The organism is Acidimicrobiales bacterium (genome assembly GCA_040219515.1).
Taxonomy (GTDB): domain Bacteria; phylum Actinomycetota; class Acidimicrobiia; order Acidimicrobiales; family Aldehydirespiratoraceae; genus JAJRXC01.
Genome location: JAVJSI010000005.1, coordinates 189,451 through 211,920 on the forward strand (window position 1 = coordinate 189,451; position 22,470 = coordinate 211,920).

A 22,470-nucleotide genomic window follows, 5' to 3' on the forward strand; every position below is an offset into this window, starting at 1 on the left:
GTACCGCCCTGCCTGCGAGCCGCGGCTCACGCGAGTTCCCAGGTTGTCGTGGTGGCGAGCGCCGACTCGGAGTCGATCACCTGACGGGCCCGACCGCTCTCCCGGAGGGCGATCAGGTGGGAGATGACCGAACGAGCCGCGGGGCGCCAGAGCTCGCGGGCGACCGTGTCGTAGAGCGCCGCCACGAGTTCGCGTACCGACTGCGGACCGACCGCGAGCCGGTCGAGAATCTGCTGCTCGCGGGCGAGGCGGTGTTCGAGCAGTGAACGGACATAGGGCGCCGGATCGGTGATCGGGGCGCCATGTGTCGGGTAGAGCGTCTCGTCGTCTCGGTCGAGCAGCAGCTGTAGCGACGTGAGGTAGGCGCCGAGGTCCCCATCCGGAGGAGGGATGATGGTGGTGGACCAGCCCATCACGTGGTCGCCGGAGAGAACGGCCTTCTCCTCGGCCAACGCGAAACAGAGATGGTTCGAGATGTGGCCCGGTGTGTGGAGCGCCTCGACGGTCCATCCCGGACCCTCCACGACGTCACCGTGGGTGAGGCGATGGTCGGGAGCGAAGTCGACGTCGGGTCGGTGCTTCTCGTGGTCTGCTAGGGCCTTCGCCTGTTCCTCCTCGGTCGGCTCCGTGCGTTCCTCACCCGTGTCCCAGTCGTGGTCGGGGTCGACGTCGTCGTCGGTCTCGCTCGTGGCGCTCTCGGGGTGGGGTCCGAAGCCGAGCACCGGCGCGCCCGTCTCCGCGGCGAGCCGAGCGGCGGCCGGGGAGTGGTCGCCGTGGGTGTGGGTGATCAGGATCTGGCGGACCCGTTCGCCGGCGAGAGCGGTGACGAGTTCGGCGACATGGCGCTCGTCTCGGGGCCCCGGGTCGACCACGGCGACGTCGCCTCGACCGATCACGTAGGTGCCGGTGCCGTGGAAGGTGAACTTGGAGGGGTTGTTGCAGACGATGCGCCGCAGCAGGGGCGACACGTCGACGAGTTCACCGTGGCGGGGCGCGAAGTCGGTGTCGAACCGGGGAGCCATCAGCCGAGCCGGGCAGCGGCTCGCGCGACGATGGCGGCCGACCGTTCGTCGAGGTCGATGGTCTGGGCCGCGGCGATGCCGTCGGCACTCATCTTGCGCAGCGTCTTCGCGACGACCTCGACCATCTTCTCGTCGTCGGCCAGCTTGTCGGCGGTGGAGAGGAACTGCGTCTCGATGAAGGTGAGGCAGACCGCGTCCTCGAAAGTCTGCACCTCGGGGTCGGAGCCGAGACCCTTCTTCTGGACGATCTCCACCGCACGGGCGAGTGCCTGCGGGTCCACCTCGTCGGACAGCAACGAGGTCAGCCGCGCGGCATGACGCTTCTTCTGTTCTCTCCGCCATCGGAGATACCCGCTGCGGCCTTCGTCGAATTCGGAGCGGGGGAGTTCCCAGCGGCCGATGTGGTGACCCCGGGCCGCGATCTGGAGCGCAGGCGACGCGTCGGGATCGAGACCGAGGACCCAGTGATGGGCCCGCTCGCCCTGGAACCGGGCCAGAGGTCGATCATCGAAGCGGTTGGGATCGTCGGCGTTGTACCCGTCGATTCGTTCGAGTGACTGCGTCAGCTGATCGGCATGCACAGGTGCACGCTACTCAGGTGGCGCACTCCGATTCGCCGATCTCGCTCACGTAGGGACCGGTTTCGTCGAAGTCGACGTAGAAGTCGGCGTTCTCCTCGTAGGCGGGGAACTCGTCGAGATCCTTCATGCCCTTGCCGACCTCGGCGGCGCCGCCGGAACGTTCGAGCCAGCCCCGGAAGGATTCGCCGGCCGTGCGCTCGTCGTTGAAGCGCCGTACGACACGAACCGCGGCCTGGGCCGCAGCCTTGGCCGGCAGGCGCAGCGCCTTCTCGCCGAAGTGCATCTGCTCCTGACCGACATAGCCGCCGAGCAGCATCTGGTAGCCGGGAGCGGAGCGGCCGTTGGCCCGGCGTTCGGCGCCGAAGAACCCGATGTCGGAGGCGTGGTGCTGGCCACACGAGTTGGTGCAGCCGGAGATGTTGATGCGGAGGCCCCCGATCGTGCCGAGGCCTTCCGCGTCGAGAGCGTCGCCGATGGCCTTGGCGAGGCCGCGGCTCTGGGTGACGGCCAGGTTGCAGGTGTCGGCGCCGGGGCAGGCGACCACGTCGCGGACGAGTTCCGCTCCGGCTTCGGCCATGCCGATCGCGACGAGCCGTTCGTAGAGCACCGGCAGGTCGGATTCGTCGAGACCGCGGATGATGAGGTTCTGACGGTTGGTGAGGCGGATGTCGGCGTCGAACTCGCGCTGGATGGCGGCGATCCCGCGGAACTGTTCGGCCGTGATGTCGCCCAACTGGGCCCACGCGTAGGCAGAGACCTGGCCGCTGGCGATGCCACGGACCACGTTGGCCTGGAACCAGCGGTCGTAGGCCGAGGCGCCGCCGAGGCTGACCGGTGTGCCCTGACCGATCTCGGTGACGGCAGCTCCGTTACCCACACCGGCCGGCGCGTCGCCATTGAGAACGACCTCCGGAGGAAGACCACCCGGGTACGAGGAGGAGGCGAGCAGGAACTTGCGGGAGTGGAGGATGCGGCGCTGGACCTCTTCGAACCCGAGGTTCTCCACGACCCACTTCATCCGGGCCCGCAGCTTGTTGTCGCGATTGCCGGTCTGCTCGAACGTCCGGAGGATCGCTTCGAGCGTGGGGAGCAGCTCTTCCTTGGGGGTGAAGTCCTCGAGCGCCATCGCGGGGAACGGCGTGGTGCCGAGCCCGCCGGCGATGAAGACACGGAAACCCGCCTCGACCGTGCCGTCGTCGAGGGTGCGGGTGGTGGCGATCACGCCGGCGTCGTTGAACATCGCCTGACCGCAGTCGGTCTCGCAGCCCGAGAAGTTGATCTTGAACTTGCGGGGCAGGCGCTGACCGATCGGGTTGCGCACGAAGTGCTGGTAGGCGGCTTCGGCCCACGGCGTGATGTCGAGGTGCTCGTGGGGGCACGCGCCGGCGAGGTGGCAGCCCTGGACGTTGCGGACCGTGTCGCCGCATGCCTCACGAGTGGTGAGGCCGACCGACGCCAGGTGCTGCATGACGTCGGGGATCTGGTCCAGCTGGACGTAGTGGAACTGGAGGTTCTGCCGGGTCGTGATGTGGCCCCACCCGCGGCTGTAGCGCTCGACCAGGTTGGCGATCATCTCGAACTGCGAGGGGGTCATCGAGCCGTAGGGCACCTTGACGCGCACCATCTGGTTGGTGCCGCCCTGACGCTGTCCGTAGATGCCGTTGGTGAGCCGGAACACACGGAAGACGTCTTCGCTGACCTCCCCGGTCTCGTAGCCGGCGAGCACCTCGCGGAACTTGTCGACGTCGGCCTGGATGGCCGGATCGATCTCGGTGGTCTCGATGGCGGGGTCGAGGATCGTCATCGGACGGGTCCTTCCTTCGTGAGTACGGGGCCGAGGGCGGAGGTGAGGTCGGCGTCGAGCACGGACTGGGCGGCGACACCGCCGACAACCAGGGTGGACGGGTTGACCACCGTCAGCTCGGGGAGACCTTCAAGGGTAGTGCGCTGTACGTGCTGGTCCGCGGTGGTTGCGGCGTGCACGGCGGCCACCGGAGTGGCGGGGTCCATGCCGCCGGCGATCAGGCGCTCGCTGATGACGGCGGTGCGGCTGGCCCCCATGAGGATGACCAGGGTGGTGCCCGTGCGGGCCAGCGCGTCCCAGTCGAGCCAACGGTCGGCGTGGGGATCCTGGTGGGCGGTGACGACGGTGAAGCCGCTGCTGATGCCGCGCATGGTGACGGGGATGCCGGCCGCGGCCGGCGCCGCGATGGCCGAGGTGATGCCCGGGACCTCGTGGACGGCGATGCCGGCGGCTCGCAGTTCGAGCGCCTCTTCGCCACCGCGACCGAACACGAAGGGGTCGCCGCCCTTGAGGCGCACGACACAGCCGAAACGTCGACCGCGATCGACGAGAATGTCGTTGATGCGGGCTTGGGCATCGGCGGGAGCGCCGGGGTGCTTGCCGACGTCGACGAGCTCTGCCCACGGCGGCGCGATCTCGAGGATGCGGGGGTCGACCAGGCGGTCGAACACGACCACATCGGCCCGTTCGAGCAGACGAACGGCCTTGACGGTGAGGAGATCGGGATCACCGGGACCGGCGCCGACGAGGTGCACCGTCATGACGCCACCTCGGTGGTCAGCCCCAGGTATTCCCGGAGTACGGCGCGAGCGTCCTCGATGCGTCCGGCCCGCACGAGGCCGAGCAGATCGGCATCGAGGGCGTCGTCCCATCCGTCGACCTCGGAGGTGCCGAACGCGGCGCGGGCTTCGGCCCGGGTCTCCGAGAGGAGGTCGAGGAGCTGGTCGTAGCCGCCCGAGAGCTCGCGTTCGTAGCGACGGCGGAGCCAGCGGGCCAGGCCCGGGCTGCGGCCGTTGGTGGAGATGGCGACCTGGAGGTCGCCGTGGCGGGCCACCGCGGGCAGCGTGAACGAGCAGTTGGCCGGATCGTCGGCGGAGTTGACGAACACCCCCGCGGTGTCGCCGTCGGACGCCACGAGGGCGTTGACGTCGTGGTCGTCGGTGGCCGTGATCGCGAGCCGGTAGGACGCGACCTCGCCGCGCTGGTACCGACGCTGGAACCAGCGCACGTCGGGGTCGTCGGTGATCTCGCGAACGGCCTTCGGTGCGACGACCGTGACCGAGGCGCCGGCCCGCAGGAGTCCGGCCACTTTGCGGGCGGCGACGGCGCCACCGCCCACGACGAGGACGGGCCGACCGTCGAGTTCGAGGTTGACGGCGTAGGAGGTGTTCATTGGTGGAGCCCGCACTCGGTCTTGGCGGTACCCACCCAACGGCCCGCACGCGGATCGCCGGCATCGGCCGGCGCCGTGCACGGCCAGCAGCCGATCGACGGGTAGCCCTCGTACGTGAGCGGGTTGACCAGCACGTCGTGCTCGAGCATGTAGCGCTGGATGTCGTCGGCGGACCAGCCGGCCAGCGGATTGATCTTCACGAGCCCGCGAAGGTCGAGGTCGACGATGGGGACGTCGGCTCGTTGCGGACTGTCGTCGCGGCGAAGGCCCGACATCCAGGCGTCGGCGTTGGCGACGAGGTGACGTTCGAGCGGGGCGACCTTGCGGCTGCCGCAGCACGTGTCGGTGCCGTGATTCCAGACATCGGCCGCGGTGGGGGCGGGGCGCAGCACCGTGAGGTTCAGGGCGTACCGGGCCATCGCCTTGCGCACCGTGGCGAGTGTCTCCGCGAAATGGAAGCCGGTGTCGATGAAGACGACCTCGATGTCGGGCTCGACGGCCACGGCGAGATCGATCAGCAACGTGTCGGCGAAGGATGCGCTCAGGTTCAGGCGGGCGCCGAACTCCTCGACGGCCCAGGCGATGACATCGCCGGGATGGCTGCCCTCGAACCGGGCGCTCATCGCGGCGGCGTCGGCAGCGCTCCAACGAGCGGCGGTGCGGAGAGCGACAGGCGTGTCTACGAGCGTCATCGGGGCCAATCCAGTTAATTCTGATCAGTACAGTCGGGATTACGATTCTCACCCTAAGGGCGGCCCCGAAGTGAATACACCTAATTCCGATCATTTTTGTCAGGTATTAGTCCGGACATTCAGGGGCTAGAAAACAGCTCATGAAGCGTTCGATCGACGATCACCCCGCAACCCCCGAGGACATCCCGCCCGGGTGGGAGGACGACCTCGCACCGGTGTCCTGGGCGATCCAGATCAGCGACGACTACGACGACGCCACGCCCCGGGTGGTCCTGACCGTCGAAGAGGTCGGGCGCCCGGCCGAAGGACTCATGACCCACCTCCGACCGGATCTCGCCCGCCGTCTGCGCCTTGCGATCCGCGACGCGCTCGTGGAGATCGGCGAGGACCCGGGCCGCTAGTCAGGGGGACGGGTCACCGTGCGGCGGTCGCCGTCTCGCACCGCGAGGCCGACCTTCACGAGGATGAAGCCCACCCCACTGGCCAGTACCACGAGCGTCAGGAGTTGGGCGTAGCCACCACGGTCGCCAGGATTCTCGGGTGCGGGACCGGCATCGGCACACCCGATGATCGTGCGGCAGGCGTCGGGAATGTCGTCGTCCTGGCCGGCGGCGGGGTCGGCGAACGAGAGCGCCACGATCAGGCACAACATCGCCGCGCCGAGGCCTCGCCCGATCCGCGTGGCCCTCATGATCGCTGTGTCACTTCGCCGGTGGAGGCGCCGAGGTAGCTCGGCTTGTCGCCGCCGCCGTGGACGGGGATCGTGCACCCACTGACCCAGCGAGCGAGCGGGGAGGCGCAGAAGAGCACGACGTCGGCGATCTCCTCGGGCACGCCCATGCGGCCGAGGGCGAGGGTGTCGCCCACCGCGGCGATGCCGGCGTCATCGCCGTAGAAGAGATGCGCTTCCTCGGTCACGATGAGGCCGACGACGGGCGCGATCACCCGGATCTTCGGGCCCCATTCGACGGCGAGCGTCTCCGTGGCGTTGATGAGCCCGGCCTTCGCCGCGCCGTAGGCCACGCCCGCGGGGTTCGCTCGGGTGCCGGAGACCGAGGCGATGTTGATGATCACGCCGCCGTCGTCCTGCGCCTGCATCTGGTCGTGGACCGCTTGGGCGAACGCGATCGGGGCGAGCAGGTTGAGGGCCACGATCTTCTCGTTGAATCGGGGCGAGACGGAGGCACTCTCGGCCGGCGGTGCGCCGCCGGCGTTGTTGACGAGCACATCGACCCGTCCGGTGGCCTCGACGGTGGCAGCCACGACGGCGGCCACCTGGTCGGGTTCGCGGACATCGCAGGGCACGAAGGTGGCGGTACGGCCGTCGGCGTGGACAGCAGAATCCGGTTCACGCCGAGCGCAGACCACGACGTCGGCCCCCTGCTCGAGGAATCGTTCGGCGATGACCCGGCCGAGACCCTTCGTGCCACCGGTCACGATGACGGTACGTCCGGTCATGTCGAGCGGGTCGGTGGGGGTGTTGGCATCGGACATCTGCGAAACCCTACCCGCGCGTGTTCGCACGACCCGTAGCCGTCGCCTACCGTCATGGCGGTTTCTGACGCAGTATCAGATGACGCGTGAGCCGATGATGAGGAGCAATGTGCCCGACAAACGAATGACCGAGGACGAGGTCGTCGGTGAACTCGAGAGCGGGATGACCATCGGCATCGCCGGCTGGGGATCTCGACGCAAGCCGATGTCGTTGGTGCGAGCGATCCTTCGCAGCGATCTGACCGACCTGCACATCGTCTCCTACGGCGGACCCGACGTCGGCATCCTCACTGCCTCGGGCAAGGCCACGAAGGTCACCTACGGCTTCGTGTCACTCGACTCGATCCCGCTCGAGCCGCACTTCCGGGCCGCCCGTCAGGCGGGCACACTCGAGGACTTCATGGAGCTCGACGAGGGCGCGTTCTATCTCGGTCTCATGGCGGCAGCCCACCGGGTGCCCTTCTACCCGACCCGGGCCGGGCTCGGTACCGCGATGCTGTCCGAGAATCCGTCGCTCAAGACCGTCACGTCGCCCTACGCCGATGGCGAGGAACTGGTGGCGATCCCGGCCTTCGAGATGGACGCGGTGCTGCTCCACATGAACCGCGCCGACGCCAAGGGCAACGGCCAGTTCCTCGGCCCCGACCTCTACTTCGACGACCTGTTCGCCATGGCGGGCAAGAAGACCTACATGTCGGCCGAGAAGATCATCCCCACCGAGAAGTTCCTCGAGGAGGGTCCGGTCCACACGTTGCGGATTCCCCGGGTCCACGTCGATGGCGTGGTCGAGGCGCCGATGGGGGCCCACTTCACCGAGTGCCCGCCCGACTACGGCCGCGACGAGGCGTTCCAGAGAGAATACGCGGCCACCGCGAAGGACCCCGACGCCTGGGCCCGGTTCCGTACCGACTGGCTCGAGCTCGAATCGCACGAGGCCTACCGAGCCAAACTCCAGGAAAGGGGCGACTGATGTCCGAAGCCACGACGAGTGACGTCACGCTCGACGAGATCTGCATCGTCGCCATCGCCGAAGCCTTCCGGGGCGACGGCGAGGTGCTGTGCAACCCGATGGGTCCCGTGCCCGTCATCGCCGGCCGGCTGGCGCGAGCCACGTTCGAGCCCGACCTGATGCTGACCGACACCATCGCCTATGCGATCGAGGGGAACCTTCCCTTCGGCGGTGATTCGAGCGACGCGGTGATCGAGTCCTACATGCCGTTCCGTTCGATCTTCGATCAGGTGTGGTCGGGCAAGCGTCACGTCGTGATGGGGGCGAGTCAGATCGACCGCCACGGCAACCAGAACTTCGCGGCGATCGGTGAGTACCGCAAGCCCAAGGCGCAGCTGCTCGGCATGCGCGGCGCCCCGGGCAACCTCATCAACCACGCCACGACGTACTGGGTCCCGAACCAGGCCCGTGCGTTCAGCGAAACCGTCGACGTCGTGTCCGGACCCGGCTACGACCGCATCGCCGAGCTCCCCGAAGCGAGCCGGGCCCACTTCGAGATCCGCCGGGTCGTCACTGATCTCGGCGCCTACGACTTCGAATCCGACGACCGCACGATGCGAGTTCGCTCCCTGCACCCGGGCGTCACGCTCGAGCAGGCCCAGGAGGCATCGCCGTTCGAACTGACCGTCACCGGCGATGTGCCCGAGTCGCGACTCCCGACCGATGACGAGTTGGCCCTCATCCGCGACGTGTTCGACCCCGAAGGCGTGCGCAAGAGCGAGTTCCGCTGATGGACCTGGAGCTCGCCCCTCGCTATGTGGCGTTCCGCGAGGAGTGTCGATCGTGGCTCGACGCCTACAACCCCGGCCGCATCGAGTCGATGGACACCGCGGCGGGCTTCGAGGCGCATCGCGAGTGGGAACGGGTCCTCTTCGAGGGTGGCTGGTCGGTGCCGGGGTGGCCGGTGGCCTACGGCGGGCGCGACTGCGACCTGATCGAGTGGCTCATCTACGAGGAGGAATACTGGCTCTCCGGTGTTCCCGGCCGGGTCAGCGCCAACGGCGTGAGCCTGCTGGCGCCCACGATCTTCAACTTCGGTACGCAGGAACAGCAGGACGAGTTCCTGCCCAAGATGGCCAGCGGCGAACACATCTGGGCCCAGGGCTGGAGTGAGCCCGAAGCAGGCAGCGATCTCGCCGGCATCAAGACCAAGGCCATCCGCGATGGCGACCACTATGTGCTCAACGGCCAGAAGACGTGGTGCTCGCGTGGTGCCTTCGCCGACTGGATCTTCTGCATCGTGCGCACCGATCCCGATGCCGAGCGTCACGCCGGCCTCACCTACCTCCTCGTGCCGGCCGATGCGCCGGGCATGGAACGTCGCCCCATCGGGCGACTCGACGGCGAACCCGGCTTCGCCGAGCTGTTCTTCGACGACTGCCGTGTCTCGGTCGACAATGTTCTCGGCGAGGAGGGCCAGGGCTGGGCCGTGGCCATGGCGGCCGCCGGCTCCGAACGCGGCCTCAACCTCCGCAGCCCGGGCCGCTTCATGGCGGCCGCCGAACGGCTGACCGCAATGGTCCGCGCCATGAAGGCCGAGGGCCGTGAGATCGATCCTCGTCTGCGTGACGAGGTCACCGATGCGTGGACGCGGGCGCAGGCCTATCGCTGGCAGACCTACATGATCGCGGCGAAGCTCATGGACGGCGCCGAGATCGGTTCGGAGGCGAGCCTCATGAAGGTCTTCTGGTCCGAGATGGACCTGGAACTCCATGCCACCGCGCTGCGCCTCCTGGGCGAGAACGGCGAGGTCACCAGCCACAACGACTGGCTCGACGGCTACGTCTTCGCACTGTCCGGCCCGATCTACGCGGGCACCAACGAGATCCAGCGCAACATCATCGCCGAGCGGGTGCTCGGTCTGCCCCGGAGGTAAGGCGATGCGATTCTCGTTCACCGACGAACAGGACATGTTCCGCGACACGGTACGCGACCTCTTCGGCGATCTCTGCCCGCCCGACGCCGTGCGGGCCAGTTGGGACAACGACGATGGTCGGGTCCCTGGCTTGTGGTCGGCGCTGGCCGACATGGGTGTCCTCTCGGTCCTCGCGCCCGAGGCCGCCGGTGGGCTCGGGATGGACGAGGTCGATTTCGTCCGAATCCTCGAAGAAGCCGGCTACGCCGGCGTGCCCGACCCGCTGATGGAACATGCGGCGGTCGCCGTTCCTGCGTTGGCCGAAGCCGATTCTCCGCATCTGGCCGGTGCGCTGAGCGGCGAGACCACCTGCACAGTGGCGCTGGCCGGTGCCTCCTATGCCGTCGGTGCGGCGGGCGCGGACCTGCTGATCGCCGATCGCGACGGCGCGTTGGTGGCGGCGACCGCCTGGACGGCCGACGACACGACGTCGATCGATCAGTCGCGCCGGCTGGCCAGGGTCTCCGAGATCGTGTCGGCCGACGACCTCGTCGGCGCCGATCCCGAGATCGCATTCGATCGCGCCGCGTTGGGCACCGCGGCGCAGTGCGTCGGAGTCGCCCGCCGCCTGCTCGACGCCACTGTCGAATACGTCGGCGAGCGCTACCAGTTCGGCAAGCCCGTGGGCAGCTACCAGGCCGTGAAGCACCATCTCGCCGATGTCCGGCTCGGGATCGAGTTCGCGGCGCCGCTCGTGTACCGGGCCGCCTGGTCGGTGGCCCATCCCGAGTCGCACGACGCGCCCACCCGTGGACGAGACGTGTCGATGGCGAAGGCCGCGGCGTCCGATGCCGTCGACGAGGCCTGCCGCGCCGCACTCCAGTGCCACGGCGCGATCGGCTACACGTTCGAATACGACCTGCAGCTCTGGCTCAAGCGGGGCTGGGCGCTGGCCTCGGCCCACGGCGACACTCGCTGGCACCGCGACCGGGTGGCCGACGCCATCGGCATCTGATCAAACAGTCCTGATCAAACAGTCCTGATCAAACTGTGACGAGGGTCCGGTGCGATTCGCTCGCCTTGTTGGCGTAGCCGTTCGCCGTCTTCACGAGGTGGGAGCCACGTCGTGACTCGCAGTCGTCGCAGGTGACCCGGTAGCGGCCGAGGCGACCAGGTCGGGCCTGGCCCTCGAGATCGCCGCACAGATTGCAGCAGTGGTGGTCGGTGCTCATCATTTCTCCCTGATGACTCTCCAAGGGAGATCGGCAGGGTGACGGCATCGATGAATGGGCCGGTCGGACCCACTTCCCGCCGACATGAGCCGTTCGGCCCACGAGGTGTGATAGCTCCTGGGCATGCGCTGGTCGTGTTCCTTCCTCCTGGTGATCGTTCTCGCAGCATCCTGCGGTGGTGACGATGCCACCGGCCCCGACGCCGACGACTCCGACTCGTCGGCGTCCGACGTCGGCGTCGGATCGACGAGTACCACCACCCTGCGGCCGCCCCCGCCCACCGACCCACCCGAGCGACCCGATCCGACGATCGGTGACCTGGTCATTCCTTGTCAGCCGGCCGATGCGGTCGAGCTTCCCGCGCGCCCCGGGGTCACCGATGACGTGATCGTCATCGGGACCGGTTCGGACCGCGGCGGCATCGGGACCCCCGAGGCCGGTGTGGGCATCATCGAGATGATCGAGGCGCTCGTCGACCTGTGCAACGCGAACGGTGGTATCGACGGTCGGGACCTGCGGGTCGAGGAGTACGACGCGGCGGCGTTCGAGGCCGAGGACCGGGTCGAAGAGGCGTGTGCCGAGGTCGTGGCCCTGGTCGGTCAACAGTTCCTCCAGGAGGTGGAGACCGCCTTGACGGCCAACGCGTGTGGTCTCCCGCTGTTCAGCGCCGGGACGAACCTGGTGCCGACCTCGCCATTCGGACTCCAGGCCCAGTTCGCGGCGTTGTTCGCCGATCCCGAGAGCGCCGGCACGGTCGTCCTCGTGGGGCCCGACACGCCGCTGGCCTCGCTCGAGCGGGCCAGCCGGCGCCAGGCCATCGAGTTGTCGGGTGAGCTTCTCACCGTCGTGGGCGAGGTCGCCTATCCGATCGATTCGGTGCCGGACTGGTCGCGCATCGCGGGCGAGGCTCGTGCGCTCGGTGGGGGCCAGGTGCACCTCGACGGCGGCTGTGCCCAGGCCGTTCTCCCGTTCGTCGACGTCGCCGACGCAGCGGGGTGGCAGCCGATCGTGGTCGCCACGGCTGCGGCCTACGACCCGGCGTGTCTGGCCACGCCCCAGCCCGATCGCCTGCTCATCGAAATTCCGTTCCTTCCCTACGAGGACGGCGCTGCGGCACCGGCCACGGCTGCCCACGGCGAGTTGCTGGATCAGGTCGGCGCACCGCGGACGGGCGCCGGGCTGTTGGCCGCCACCGAGTTCTGGCGGTGGGCCACGGCGGCCGGCGAGTGTCTGGCCGACACTGATCCGACCTGCTTCGCAACCGCCCGCGCGGCCCAGGACGATTGGACGGCAGGTGGGCTTCATCCGGCCATCGCCGCCGATGGCACATCCGACGGTTGTGCGGTGGTGCTCGGCGTGGGCGACGGCGAGTTCGTGCGTCGGCTCCCCTCGGAGCCGGGTACCTACGACTGTGCGCCGGAGCGCAGCATCCGTCTTCCGCCGATCGCCTGACCTCCGGCCGGAGGTCGGCGACCCAGGAAAGGGCGGGCTAGAGGAAGACGCGGCTGAGGTCGGCGATGCGGCTGGGGGTGAGGCACTCCGTGCCGATCGTGGCCGCGGCGACGATGAGTTCGAACGAGGCCGTCTCCTGGTCGCTGACCACCGCGAGGAGGTAGTCGAGCTCGAAGGTGGTCAGCCAGGGCACGGCACATGCCGCTTCTCTGGCCGTGAGGCCGGCCACCTGGAGAGCGAGGCGAGTCTCTCGTGTGCAGGTCACCGAGGCGGGCGCCGGGTCGACGTCGGTCGGACCGACGAAACGGAAGAGGAATGCCGCGGCCTGGGCCCGGCTCACGGGGCCATCGGGGTCGAACGTCGTCGAGCTGGTGCCCGTGGTGATGCCTTCGTCGGCCATCCAGGCGATGGCGTCGCGCTGATAGGCGCGGGTCACGTCGGTGAACGACACGCCGGTGGAGGACGACGCGGTGGTGGGCGTGGGCGACCCGGCGTAGCGCCACAGGAGCACGGCGAAGTCGCCGCGGGTGATGGACTGTCGAGGCGCGAACTGGTCGGATGACACACCCGTGGTCAGCCCCGTGCTGTAGAGCCAACCCACCGGGGCCTGCTGGTAGTCGGCGACGACGTCGCCGAACGGATGCGGGTCGCTCGACGGCTCGTTGCCGAGGCTTGCGTCGAGCCGGTGGAGGAAGGTGGCCACCTGGCCGCGGCTGACGTCGAGGGACGGGCCGAAGCAGCCGGCTTCGATGCCGGTGGTGATGCCGGCATCGACCATCCAGGCGACGGCGTCGGCGTAGTAGGTGTCGGTCTCGACATCACCGAAGCCGGTGGCGGCGTTGGCGGTGCCGGTCGAGATCGCCGTGAGCGAGATGACGGCGGCCAGGAAGGCCGAGAGCAATGATCGGGTGCGCGGATTTCGTCGCATGGTGATGAGTCGTCCTTGATCGAAGGTTGGGGGGGGTCGAGTGGTTGCGGTTCGCTGCCTCGACCCTGACCGGCAGGCTTGCGGTCTCGGGGAAGCAACGAACGTGGACACATGTCGATGTGGTTACGGAATGGTAACCAGACGCGTCGGTCTGCGGCTGGTCACGTGACGCACGTCATTGCCGGTGACGGCGGTCACACCGGAGCGGGCCGTGAGATGCAGCGGCCGTGGCTCGGTCGCCTACGCTTCCCGGGGTGCCCCCGTCCCAGTCCGTCGCAACCGAGCCCTGGATCGCGATCGTGATGGCGATGGAAGCCGAGGCCGGTCTGGTGCGGGCGGCGCTCGGCGCCGAACCGATCTCGCTGCCCGGATGGGCGAGCGCCCTCCCGCCTCGACTCTCGGTGGCGCCGGCCGGCGTCGGTCATCCGAACGTCGTTCTGGCCGTCAACGGCGACGACCCGATCACCGGCGTTCCCTGCATCGGCACCACTGCTGCGGCACTCACGACGCACGTCCTGCTCAACGCCGAGGCGGTACCGAGGCCCGAACTCGTCCTCACGGTCGGTACGGCCGGCGGGTGGCGGCGCCACGACACCTCGGTCGGCGACACCTTCTTCGCCTGGCCGCATTTCTCCTGCCACGACCGCCGGATCGACCTCCCGGGTTTCCAGGCATTCGGCGATGGCGACCTCGCGGCTGCGGACCTGCGTTCGCATGCCGAGGAACTCGGGTGTCGGTTGGGCGTCGTCACCACCGGCGACAGTCTCGACGAGTCGCCGACCGACCGGGCCCGCATCCTGGCCAACAACGGCGTCGCCAAGGACATGGAAGCCGCCGCGGTCGCATGGGTCTGTCACCTCCACGGGGTGCCGGTCGGTGGCGTGAAGACCATCACGGACCTCGTCGACGACGAGGCCTCCACGGCCGAGCAGTTCATGGCCAATCTCGAGGTCGCCTCCGCTGCACTCACCCGCACCACGATGGCGCTGCTGGCCCGACTGGTTCGACGATGAGCAACGACCTCGCTGCCGCGATCCGCGAACTCGGCCGGGCGGCGTATGCCGTCGAGACGTCTGCGGAACAGCAGGCCGAGGCCATCTCCACCATCGAGTCCATCGTCGCCCGACTGGCGGACGCGACCCCCCGCGTCGCCCGGCGGGGCCGTGAGCACTCGACGTTCTCGGGGAGCCAGAACCCGATCGCTCCCCCGATGCGCATCCGAACCGGCGAACTGGCCGACGGGCGGCCGGCCCTCTTCGGCGCGGTGCAGATCGACTGGCTCCGAGAGGGCCCGCCACGTGCCGTGCACGGGGGAGTGCTCGCCGGGTTGTTCGATGAACTCCTCGGTGGCGCGCAGCGGTTGAACGGCGGCGCCGCGGGCATGACCGGACGGCTAACGGTGCGGTATCGCCGCCCCACGCCACTCGACGAGAACCTCGAGCTGCGGGCCTGGATCCACGACGAACGCCGCCGTCGGGTCACCGTTCGTGGCGAGTGTGTCGTGCACGGCACCGATGCGGTCACGGCCGAGGCCGAGGCCGTGTTCCTTCGCCCCAAGGCGCCGCGGCGCGCCGATGGCTGAGCGCCCGCCGCCGGTCGAGGCGCCCCGGCCCCCCGACGATCCGGGCCGGCCACTCGTCTATTTCCTGTGCACCGGCAACGCCGCTCGCTCGGTGATGGGGTCGGCGATGCTGCGCATGAAGCTCGGGCCCGAGCCCTCGATCTCGGTCGAGAGCGGGGGTACCCATGTGCTGCCCGGTCAGGTGATGAGTGTGCGGACTCGGACGGCCCTGGAGCGTCACGGCATCCGCGACCCGTTCCACCGCAGCCGACAACTGACCACGGCCGACATCGAGCGAGCATCGGTCATCGTTGCCATGGAGCCCGATCACCTCCGGTGGATACGCCGGTTCCATCCGGAGGCGGCGCCGATCACCGGCAGCCTCAAGCGGGTGGTGCGCGACCTCGGCACAACGGCCGAGGGTTCGCTCGACGAACGGGTGGCTCGGCTCGAACTGGCCGCCGTCGAGTTCGAGGTCTGGGAGGAAGTCATCGATCCGGGCGGGGGAGAGCAACCCGTGTTCGACGCTGCGGCCGACGAACTCGCCGACCTGGTCGACTCGCTTCACCGCTTGCTCGTCTGATCTCCATGGCGCCACGACCATGACGCCGCATCGCCGCGAGGGCCTGCTGCTGGCGATCGCCGTGGGCGTGGTCGCCGTCACATTCGGCGTGCTGGCCGACGCCGCCGGCTTGACCCTGCCGCAGATCATCGTGATGTCCAGCCTGGTCTTCACCGGTGCGTCGCAGTTCGCCGCCGTCTCGGTCGTCGATGGCGGCGGCACGGGGGCCGCGGCGGTGGGTTCGGCCATGCTGTTGGCCGCTCGCAACGCCCTCTACGGCCCGCTGGTGGCGCGGCTCTTGCCCCGCGGTCGGGTGCTGAGGGGGATCGGCACCCACCTTGTGATCGACGAGACCGCGGCCATGGCGAGCGTGCAGGACAACGACGCCGACGCGGCCGATGCCTTCTGGTGGACGGCGATCTGGCTCTGGTCGTTGTGGAACGTCGGGTCCGTGGCCGGCGCGCTGATCGGTTCGGTGATCGGCGAACCCGAGACATGGGGCCTCGATGCGGCATTTCCGGCCGCGTTCCTGTCGCTCCTGGTGCCGCACCTGCGACGAATCCCCGGGAGGGTCGCCGCGATGGTCGGCGCTGCGCTCGCCGTCGCCATGGTGCCGATCACGCCGGCCGGAGTGCCGTTGTTGGTCGGTGCGCTGGGGATCCTGCCCGCCTTCGCAGTCGCTCGTCGGATCGAGGCCCGATGAGTTGGGAGGCGATCCTCGTGCTGGTGGCCGGTTCCTACGGTGCCAAGCTCTTCGGCACCGTCGTTCTCGCCCGCGTCGGCGGAACCGACGGAGCCGTCGACGGGCGACTCGCATGGTTTCCGGCGATGGTGGCGCTCATCCCACCGGCGTTGTTCGCGGCCCTGATCGCCGTCCAGACCTTGGATCACGGGGGCACGCTCCGCCTCGACGCCCGGGTCGTCGGGGTGGCCGCAGGGGCGGTGGCGGTGTGGCGCAAGCTGCCGTTCGTCGTCGTCGTGCTCTTGGCGATGGCCGTCACGGCGGCAATTCGCTGGCAGACTTGATCGGATGCCTCCGTCGACGAATGCCGAGCCGAATCTCATCGTCCGTGGCGGTCGTCCCCTCGAGGGAACGATCCGGGTCGGCGGGGCCAAGAACAGCGCGTTGAAGCTCATGGCGGCCACGCTTCTCGCTGAAGGCACCTACCGGCTCGCGAACGTCCCGCGCATCACCGATGTGGGACTGATGTCCGAGCTGCTGCGGGCCACCGGTGCGCTCGTGGGCTGGGACGAGACCGGCGACGAACCGGTGCTGGTCATCGACGTGCCGGCGGTCATCACGCCGGTGGCGCCCTACGAGCTGGTCGAGCAGTTCCGGGCGTCCATCGTGGTGCTGGGCCCGATGCTGGCCCGCTGCGGGGAGGCCCGCGTGGCTCTTCCCGGCGGTGACGACTTCGGGCCCCGCCCGATCGACATGCACGTGCGGGGGCTGGCCGAACTCGGCGCCGAGTTCGAGACCCGCCACGGCTACATCCACGCCGCCGCGCCCAACCTGCTCGGCGCCCGTGTGCTGCTCGAGTTCCCGAGCGTCGGCGCCACCGAGAACCTGCTGATGGCATCGGTGCGGGCCAAGGGCACGACCGTCATCGACAACGCGGCCCGCGAACCGGAGATCGCCGACCTCTGTGAGCTGCTCAACAAGATGGGCGCCCGCATCGAGGGTTCGGGCACATCGACCCTCACGATCGACGGCGTCGAGGAACTCCACAGCGCCGACCACACCGTCATCCCCGACCGCATCGAGGCGGCCACCTACCTCGCCGCGCTCGGCATCGCCGGCGGCGAGGTCACCGTGGCGGGCGCCCGCCACGCCCACATGGTGATGCTGTGCCAGAAGCTCGGCGAGATGGGGATGCGCATCTCACCCGACGCCGAGGGCATCTGGGCCTTCGCCGGCAAGCGTCTCCGCTCCAGCGATTGTTCGACACTTCCCTATCCGGGACTCGCCACCGACTTCAAGCCGTTCCTGGTGGCGCTGCTGGCGACCGCCGACGGCGTGGGCATCGTCACCGAAAACCTCTTCTCCGGTCGCTTCCGCTACGTCGACGAGTTGCGACGGATGGGCGCCGACATCCGCACCGACAGCCATCATGCGGTCGTGCGCGGGGTCGAGCGCCTGTCGGGGGCACCGGTCAAGTCCCACGACATCCGGGCCGGCGCGGCGCTGGTCATCGCCGGTCTGGCGGCCGAGGGTGAGACGATCGTCTCCGAAGCCCACCATGTGGCCCGTGGCTACGACGACATCGCCGGGAAGCTCCGCGGCATCGGCGCCGACGTCCGCCTCGAGTAGTCAGTCCGGGCCCGGACCCACCCGTTCGGCCTGGGCGAGCGCCCGCCGCCGGGCGACGGCGAGCAACCCGGCGAAGATGATGATGGGCCCGCCCACCATGAGGATCTCGTCCCAGCCGCCCTGGTGGGCCAGGATGCTGATCGGGTGCATGACCCAAGGCTATTGCGGTACTGCGTTCGAGAGGACAGTGCGCTCGAGATGCCACCGGGCTGGAAGCGAAGGCAGAACCGGGGAATACCGGCCCGAGGTCGTGGTTGGAACGGTGTGCTGCCACACTGAAGTCGTCCGAGCCGGGAGAGCCGTCGTGCGTGAACAGGTCGAAAAGGTCATCACCGCCATTCGGCCGGCCATTCAGGCCGACGAGGGCGACATCGCGCTGATCGACGTCGACGAGGCCACGGGCCTGGTCACTGTCGAGCTGATGGGGGCCTGCGTCACCTGTCCCGCGTCGACGCAGACGCTCAAGGCCGGCATCGAGCGCATCATGAAGGACCGCGTCGAGGGTGTCACCGAGGTCGTCGAGATCAACGCCCTCGGCATGAGCGAGAGCCCCGTCTCGCTCTAGACCGCTCCGGATCGCGCTAGAGAATACGAGCGGTGCCCGGATCGGCCAGGTTGCAGGCGTTGTTGATGAGCCCGAGGTGTGAATACGCCTGCGGATGATTGCCGAGACCGCGGCCGGTGCGGGGATCTACCTCCTCGGGGATCAGCCCGGTCTGGCCGGCGAGCTCCAGATAACGGTCGAAGAGGTGATGGGCCTCGTCGAGATCGCCGGTGAGGATCTTGGCGTCGATCAGCCAGCTCGTCATGAGGTTGAATCCGCCCTCCTCGCCGGGCAGGCCGTCCTCGTGCTTGTAGCGATACACCGTGTCGCCGTCGCGCAGCCAGGTCTCGACGGCGCCCACCGTCGACGCGAAGCGGGGATCGTCGGCCTCGACGAGACCGAACAGGCCCACCGCCAGCACCGACGCGTCGATGTCGGTGCCGTCGTAGGCCGTGGTGAAGTAGCCCACCTCCTCGTTCCATCCGTTGGTGAGAACGTCCTTCTCGATGCGTTGGCGAAGTTCGTACCATTCGGGTCGTTCCCGGCCGAAGACGTTCTCGGAGATACGGATGGCGCGATCGACGGTCACCCAACACATCACCTTCGAGTTGGTGTGGTGACGGGGAGCCGAACGCACTTCCCAGATTCCCTGGTCGGGCTCGGTCCAGCGCTGGTCGACCGCGGCGACGAGGTCCTCGACCAGCCGCCAGTGCTTCGTCGACAGGGGTGCGTCGATCTCGCCCAGCTGATGGATGAGGCCGATCACGGGGCCGAACACGTCGAGCTGTACCTGATGGTCGGCGGCGTTGCCGACCCGCACCGGTCGGGAGCCGGCGTAACCCGACAGCTCCTCGATCGATGCCTCCGGCGGGAGGCGCTGACCGTTGACGGTGTAGAGCGGTGAGAGCCGTTCCGGTCCGACGTCGCTGGTCTCGATGACCCGGAGAAGCCAGTCGAGCAGGTCCATCGCTTCGTTGATCGAGCCCAGGCGCACGAGCGCAGCGGCCGACAACGAGGCATCGCGGATCCAGCAGTAGCGGTAGTCCCACTGGCGGACGCCGCCGATGAACTCCGGGAGGCTGGTGGTCGCTGCGGCGAGTATCGCCCCGGTCGGGCCGTAGCAGAGGGCCTTCAGCGTGAGCGCGGAGCGACGCACCATCTCCGGAGCGATCGGTGGCAGCTCGAGCCGGTCGGACCAGTTCCTCCAGTAGGCGGCCGTACTCGCCCGGCGGGCCGTCTCGTCGGTGCGGTCGGGCCGGAGCGTGCCGGTGCCGCAGCGGAGCTCGAGCGTGATCGGCCCGGCGTCGAGATCGACGAGCGCGGTGGCCGTCTGGTGCATGCCGTGGACGTCGATGTCCCAACTGATGCCGGGCGCCCGCAGCACCACGAGGTCGTGCGCGTTCACGACCTCGAGTCCGCCGTCGCGAACCTCGAGCTGGGTGGAGAACCGGCCGAAGTCGAGGCGGGGCGCGAACTCGATGATCGCCTGGCCGGAACCCTCGATCGTGCGGATCAGATCGGTACGACCGGAGAGGCGGTCGGGGCGCCCGTCGGAACAGTCGAGATAGTCGGTGACGGTCATCGTGTCCCAGGTCGTCTGCAACACCAACGAGTCGTCGACATAGGCCTGGGTCGGGGTGTCGGCGACCTCCGCCGGCCGCACCGAGAAGTGGCCGGCGGACGGACCGCCGAGCAACTCGGCGAAGATGGCGGCCGAGTCGATGCGGGGCACGCACAGCCAGGTGATGCGGGCGTCGGGGGTGACCAGAGCGGCGGTGCGCTGATCGGAGAGGAGCGAATGGTCCTGGATGGCCGTCAGCCCGGCCCCGGCCAACCACTCGGACCGCCGGGTGCACAGGGCGGCGAGCAACACCGCGACCTGGTCGGGTGACTCGACGCGGAACGGCGCGATCGTGTCACCGTCGCCGACCTTCACGCCGATGTCGGGCCCGGCGAGGGTGGCGAACGCGTCCTCGTCGGTGATGTCGTCGCCCAGGAACAGCACGGCAGTGGCACCGACGGTGCCCCGCACGGTGGTGAGGGCCCTGCCCTTGTCGGTCGGTACGAGGAGCAGTTCGCAGACCATCTTGCCGTGGCGCACCGTGAGGTCGCCGATACCGCCGGCGATGTCGGCGAGCGCGGCGAGGACGTTGTCGACCGCGGCCGGGTCGACGTTGCGATAGTGCACGGCGACCGAGGCGGGCTTCTTCTCGATCGACATGCCCTCGTAGGCCGCCACGATGGGCTCGAGCTGTTCGACCAGCGTCTTGCGGATGTGGCGCAGGTTCGGGTCGAGGTCGAGCGCGAAGTCGATGTCGAACTCGCTGCCGTGGGAACCGACGAGGTGGATCTCGGCCGGAAGCCGAGACAGGGCGGCGAGGTCACGCAGCGAACGCCCGGAGATCACCGCCACGTCGGTCTGCGGCAACGCCGCCAGGCTCCGCAGCGCCACGCTGGTTTCGCGCAGCGGGAGAGCTTTCATCGGGTCGGACACGATGGGGGCGATCGTGCCGTCGTAGTCGCAGGCAACGAGCAGGTTGGGGGCCTGGGCCAACCGATCGAGTCGTTCGTCGAGTCTGGGGTTCGCCAGGAAGTCTGCGTTCACAGGGGTTGACGCTACTTCGCGGCTCGGCACCCGCGGTCAGTAGGCCCGGAAGGGACCGATACCGTGGACGAGAGTGAGCGAGACACCGAGCCAATCACCGAGCGAGCCCACGGTCACCACCTGCTATCGACACTCGGACCATCGCGCCGGTGTGGTCTGCCAGCGTTGCGACCGCCCGATCTGCTCGCAGTGCATGCACCAGGCGTCGGTGGGGTTCCACTGCCCAGAGTGCGTGAAGAGCGGGAAGCAGCAGGTCTTCAAGGGCCCGGCGACGTTCGATCCGCTGGTGACGAAGGCGCTCATCGCCATGAACGCGCTGGCCTTCCTCTGGTCGTCCGCGGAGTCCGGCTCGATCTCGCGTATCGGTGGCTCGGTCCTTCGTGACTTCGGGCTCTTCGGCGGCAACGGGTTCACCATCGGGGTGGCCGACGGTGAGGCCTACCGCATCCTCACGTCGGGCTTTCTCCACAGCGGCCTCATCCACATCGGCTTCAACATGTACGCGCTGTGGATCCTCGGGCCACAACTCGAACGGGCGCTCGATCGACACCGATTCATCGCGCTGTACCTGACAGCGCTGGTCGGTGGTGCCGCCGGTGTCATGTTGTTGGATCCCGACGCTTTCACGGTGGGCGCATCGGGAGCGGTCTTCGGATTGTTCGGCGCGGTCGCCGTCATCCAGCGCGCGGCGGGCATCAACATCTGGGCGAGCGGGATCGGTCAGATCCTCGGGCTGAACCTGCTGCTGACGTTCGCCATCCCCCGGATCTCCGTCGGTGGCCATGTCGGCGGCCTCATCGCCGGCGCCGTCGTCGGTGCGATCTATGTCGGGCTGGCCCGGACGGGCAAATCCCCGTGGATCGGCACGGCCGCCGTCGTCGCCCTGGGCGTCGTGCTGTCCCTTGCCTCGGTCTACGTGGCGAGCAACCCGGTCTTCTAGAACCCGGCCGTCCGACGGATCAGAATCTGGCGGCCAGCAGCTTCAGGTTGCGGCGCCAGATCAGCTTGAGGATCTGTCCACCCACGAGACCGCCGATGGGGCCACCCATCCACCACGGGAACGTCAGCTCCTCCTCCCACGAGAACCGTGTGCTGTCGCTGCCGACGGGCGTGAGAGTGAATCGGCCGCGGCCCTCGACGAGCCCGACGTGGCGAACACCCATGACCGACTCGGGTTCCCACTCGGTGATCTCCATGCGGTCGGTGAGTCGCAGCGGGCCGACCTTGGTCGCGCAGTCGAACGCGGCACCGATCCCACTCGTTTCGTCGGTCGTGAAGGTGATCGATTCGGCGTCGTGCATCCATTGCACGTGTCTGTCGATGTGGCGGACGTCGTCCCACACCTCGGCTGGCGATGCCGCGATGTCGACGGCGACACGGATTCGAGCGGGGGGTAGGAGAGCCACCCCCTGAGGCTAACGGCGT

Annotated in this window: 27 protein-coding genes; 14 read left to right on the top strand and 13 right to left on the bottom strand. The window is 68.8% G+C overall.

What is annotated here, in order from left to right; translation table 11 throughout:
- Positions 1-26: 26 nt before the first annotated feature.
- From RIB98_03415 to RIB98_03440, 6 genes are read right to left on the bottom strand one after another with little or no spacing between them, the layout of a single operon-like run.
- The gene (locus RIB98_03415; GenBank protein ID MEQ8840005.1) at positions 27-1,022 is read right to left on the bottom strand and encodes an MBL fold metallo-hydrolase; all 996 of its coding nucleotides are present in this window, start codon (positions 1,020-1,022) and stop codon (positions 27-29) included.
- Positions 1,022-1,603: a DUF4202 domain-containing protein gene (locus tag RIB98_03420; protein MEQ8840006.1), complete on the bottom strand. Its 582-nt coding sequence runs from the start codon at positions 1,601-1,603 to the stop codon at positions 1,022-1,024. Before RIB98_03420 ends, RIB98_03415 begins: the two co-directional genes overlap by 1 nt.
- Positions 1,604-1,616: 13 nt before the next feature.
- Positions 1,617-3,407 carry a nitrite/sulfite reductase gene (locus RIB98_03425; protein ID MEQ8840007.1) on the bottom strand — a complete coding sequence of 597 codons (1,791 nt, stop codon included), beginning with the start codon at positions 3,405-3,407 and terminating at the stop codon, positions 1,617-1,619.
- Positions 3,404-4,168 carry a uroporphyrinogen-III C-methyltransferase gene (gene cobA, locus RIB98_03430; protein MEQ8840008.1) on the bottom strand — a complete coding sequence of 255 codons (765 nt, stop codon included), beginning with the start codon at positions 4,166-4,168 and terminating at the stop codon, positions 3,404-3,406. The genes RIB98_03425 and cobA overlap by 4 nt, the downstream gene beginning before the upstream one ends.
- Positions 4,165-4,800 carry a bifunctional precorrin-2 dehydrogenase/sirohydrochlorin ferrochelatase gene (locus RIB98_03435; protein MEQ8840009.1) on the bottom strand — a complete coding sequence of 212 codons (636 nt, stop codon included), beginning with the start codon at positions 4,798-4,800 and terminating at the stop codon, positions 4,165-4,167. The genes cobA and RIB98_03435 overlap by 4 nt, the downstream gene beginning before the upstream one ends.
- Complete coding sequence (locus RIB98_03440; GenBank protein MEQ8840010.1) at positions 4,797-5,492, bottom strand: phosphoadenylyl-sulfate reductase; 696 nt, start codon at positions 5,490-5,492, stop codon at positions 4,797-4,799. Before RIB98_03440 ends, RIB98_03435 begins: the two co-directional genes overlap by 4 nt.
- Positions 5,493-5,632: 140 nt before the next feature.
- Between RIB98_03440 and RIB98_03445 the strand changes: the two genes are divergently transcribed.
- A complete protein-coding gene (locus RIB98_03445; protein ID MEQ8840011.1) occupies positions 5,633-5,893 on the top strand; it encodes a hypothetical protein in 261 nt (86 codons plus the stop codon).
- On the opposite strand, the gene RIB98_03450 is transcribed toward RIB98_03445, so the two are convergent.
- Together RIB98_03450 and RIB98_03455 are read right to left on the bottom strand one after the other, a co-directional pair.
- Complete coding sequence (locus tag RIB98_03450) at positions 5,890-6,183, bottom strand: hypothetical protein (GenBank protein MEQ8840012.1); 294 nt, start codon at positions 6,181-6,183, stop codon at positions 5,890-5,892. The genes RIB98_03445 and RIB98_03450 overlap by 4 nt on opposite strands.
- On the bottom strand, positions 6,180-6,986 hold the full coding sequence (locus tag RIB98_03455; protein MEQ8840013.1) for an SDR family oxidoreductase: 807 nt from the start codon (positions 6,984-6,986) through the stop codon (positions 6,180-6,182). Before RIB98_03455 ends, RIB98_03450 begins: the two co-directional genes overlap by 4 nt.
- Before the next feature lie 109 nt (positions 6,987-7,095).
- On the opposite strand from RIB98_03455, the gene RIB98_03460 reads away from it, so the two are divergent.
- From RIB98_03460 to RIB98_03475, 4 genes are read left to right on the top strand one after another with little or no spacing between them, the layout of a single operon-like run.
- Complete coding sequence (locus tag RIB98_03460; protein ID MEQ8840014.1) at positions 7,096-7,956, top strand: CoA-transferase; 861 nt, start codon at positions 7,096-7,098, stop codon at positions 7,954-7,956.
- The gene (locus tag RIB98_03465; protein ID MEQ8840015.1) at positions 7,956-8,726 is read left to right on the top strand and encodes a CoA-transferase; all 771 of its coding nucleotides are present in this window, start codon (positions 7,956-7,958) and stop codon (positions 8,724-8,726) included. The genes RIB98_03460 and RIB98_03465 overlap by 1 nt, the downstream gene beginning before the upstream one ends.
- Complete coding sequence (locus RIB98_03470) at positions 8,726-9,871, top strand: acyl-CoA dehydrogenase family protein (protein MEQ8840016.1); 1,146 nt, start codon at positions 8,726-8,728, stop codon at positions 9,869-9,871. The genes RIB98_03465 and RIB98_03470 overlap by 1 nt, the downstream gene beginning before the upstream one ends.
- A 4-nt stretch (positions 9,872-9,875) precedes the next feature.
- Positions 9,876-10,865, top strand: a complete 990-nt coding sequence (locus tag RIB98_03475) for an acyl-CoA dehydrogenase family protein (protein MEQ8840017.1) — start codon at positions 9,876-9,878, stop codon at positions 10,863-10,865.
- Positions 10,866-10,893: 28 nt separating this feature from the next.
- Here RIB98_03475 and RIB98_03480 read toward each other — a convergent pair whose 3' ends face one another.
- Positions 10,894-11,082: a hypothetical protein gene (locus RIB98_03480; GenBank protein ID MEQ8840018.1), complete on the bottom strand. Its 189-nt coding sequence runs from the start codon at positions 11,080-11,082 to the stop codon at positions 10,894-10,896.
- 123 nt (positions 11,083-11,205) lie between these two features.
- Here RIB98_03480 and RIB98_03485 point away from each other — a divergent pair, with 123 nt between their 5' ends.
- Positions 11,206-12,534: a hypothetical protein gene (locus RIB98_03485; GenBank protein MEQ8840019.1), complete on the top strand. Its 1,329-nt coding sequence runs from the start codon at positions 11,206-11,208 to the stop codon at positions 12,532-12,534.
- A 37-nt stretch (positions 12,535-12,571) separates the two neighbouring features.
- On the opposite strand, the gene RIB98_03490 is transcribed toward RIB98_03485, so the two are convergent.
- On the bottom strand, positions 12,572-13,462 hold the full coding sequence (locus RIB98_03490) for an S-layer homology domain-containing protein (protein MEQ8840020.1): 891 nt from the start codon (positions 13,460-13,462) through the stop codon (positions 12,572-12,574).
- Positions 13,463-13,716: 254 nt separating this feature from the next.
- On the opposite strand from RIB98_03490, the gene RIB98_03495 reads away from it, so the two are divergent.
- From RIB98_03495 to murA, 6 genes are read left to right on the top strand one after another with little or no spacing between them, the layout of a single operon-like run.
- Positions 13,717-14,475: a hypothetical protein gene (locus tag RIB98_03495; protein ID MEQ8840021.1), complete on the top strand. Its 759-nt coding sequence runs from the start codon at positions 13,717-13,719 to the stop codon at positions 14,473-14,475.
- Positions 14,472-15,044, top strand: coding sequence for a hotdog fold domain-containing protein (locus RIB98_03500; GenBank protein MEQ8840022.1), 573 nt, complete (start codon positions 14,472-14,474; stop codon positions 15,042-15,044). The genes RIB98_03495 and RIB98_03500 overlap by 4 nt, the downstream gene beginning before the upstream one ends.
- Complete coding sequence (locus tag RIB98_03505; GenBank protein MEQ8840023.1) at positions 15,037-15,606, top strand: hypothetical protein; 570 nt, start codon at positions 15,037-15,039, stop codon at positions 15,604-15,606. Before RIB98_03500 ends, RIB98_03505 begins: the two co-directional genes overlap by 8 nt.
- A 19-nt stretch (positions 15,607-15,625) precedes the next feature.
- Positions 15,626-16,288, top strand: coding sequence for an AzlC family ABC transporter permease (locus RIB98_03510; protein ID MEQ8840024.1), 663 nt, complete (start codon positions 15,626-15,628; stop codon positions 16,286-16,288).
- A complete protein-coding gene (locus RIB98_03515) occupies positions 16,285-16,611 on the top strand; it encodes an AzlD domain-containing protein (GenBank protein MEQ8840025.1) in 327 nt (108 codons plus the stop codon). Before RIB98_03510 ends, RIB98_03515 begins: the two co-directional genes overlap by 4 nt.
- A 4-nt stretch (positions 16,612-16,615) precedes the next feature.
- Positions 16,616-17,896, top strand: coding sequence for a UDP-N-acetylglucosamine 1-carboxyvinyltransferase (gene murA / locus RIB98_03520; protein ID MEQ8840026.1), 1,281 nt, complete (start codon positions 16,616-16,618; stop codon positions 17,894-17,896).
- On the opposite strand, the gene RIB98_03525 is transcribed toward murA, so the two are convergent.
- The gene (locus tag RIB98_03525; GenBank protein ID MEQ8840027.1) at positions 17,897-18,046 is read right to left on the bottom strand and encodes a hypothetical protein; all 150 of its coding nucleotides are present in this window, start codon (positions 18,044-18,046) and stop codon (positions 17,897-17,899) included.
- Between the two features lie 154 nt (positions 18,047-18,200).
- Between RIB98_03525 and RIB98_03530 the strand changes: the two genes are divergently transcribed.
- On the top strand, positions 18,201-18,461 hold the full coding sequence (locus RIB98_03530; protein MEQ8840028.1) for a NifU family protein: 261 nt from the start codon (positions 18,201-18,203) through the stop codon (positions 18,459-18,461).
- 16 nt (positions 18,462-18,477) lie between these two features.
- Here RIB98_03530 and otsB read toward each other — a convergent pair whose 3' ends face one another.
- Positions 18,478-21,045 carry a trehalose-phosphatase gene (gene otsB / locus RIB98_03535; protein MEQ8840029.1) on the bottom strand — a complete coding sequence of 856 codons (2,568 nt, stop codon included), beginning with the start codon at positions 21,043-21,045 and terminating at the stop codon, positions 18,478-18,480.
- Positions 21,046-21,118: 73 nt separating this feature from the next.
- On the opposite strand from otsB, the gene RIB98_03540 reads away from it, so the two are divergent.
- Complete coding sequence (locus tag RIB98_03540; protein ID MEQ8840030.1) at positions 21,119-21,985, top strand: rhomboid family intramembrane serine protease; 867 nt, start codon at positions 21,119-21,121, stop codon at positions 21,983-21,985.
- A 19-nt stretch (positions 21,986-22,004) separates the two neighbouring features.
- On the opposite strand, the gene RIB98_03545 is transcribed toward RIB98_03540, so the two are convergent.
- Positions 22,005-22,451 carry an SRPBCC family protein gene (locus tag RIB98_03545; protein MEQ8840031.1) on the bottom strand — a complete coding sequence of 149 codons (447 nt, stop codon included), beginning with the start codon at positions 22,449-22,451 and terminating at the stop codon, positions 22,005-22,007.
- Positions 22,452-22,470: the final 19 nt, after the last annotated feature.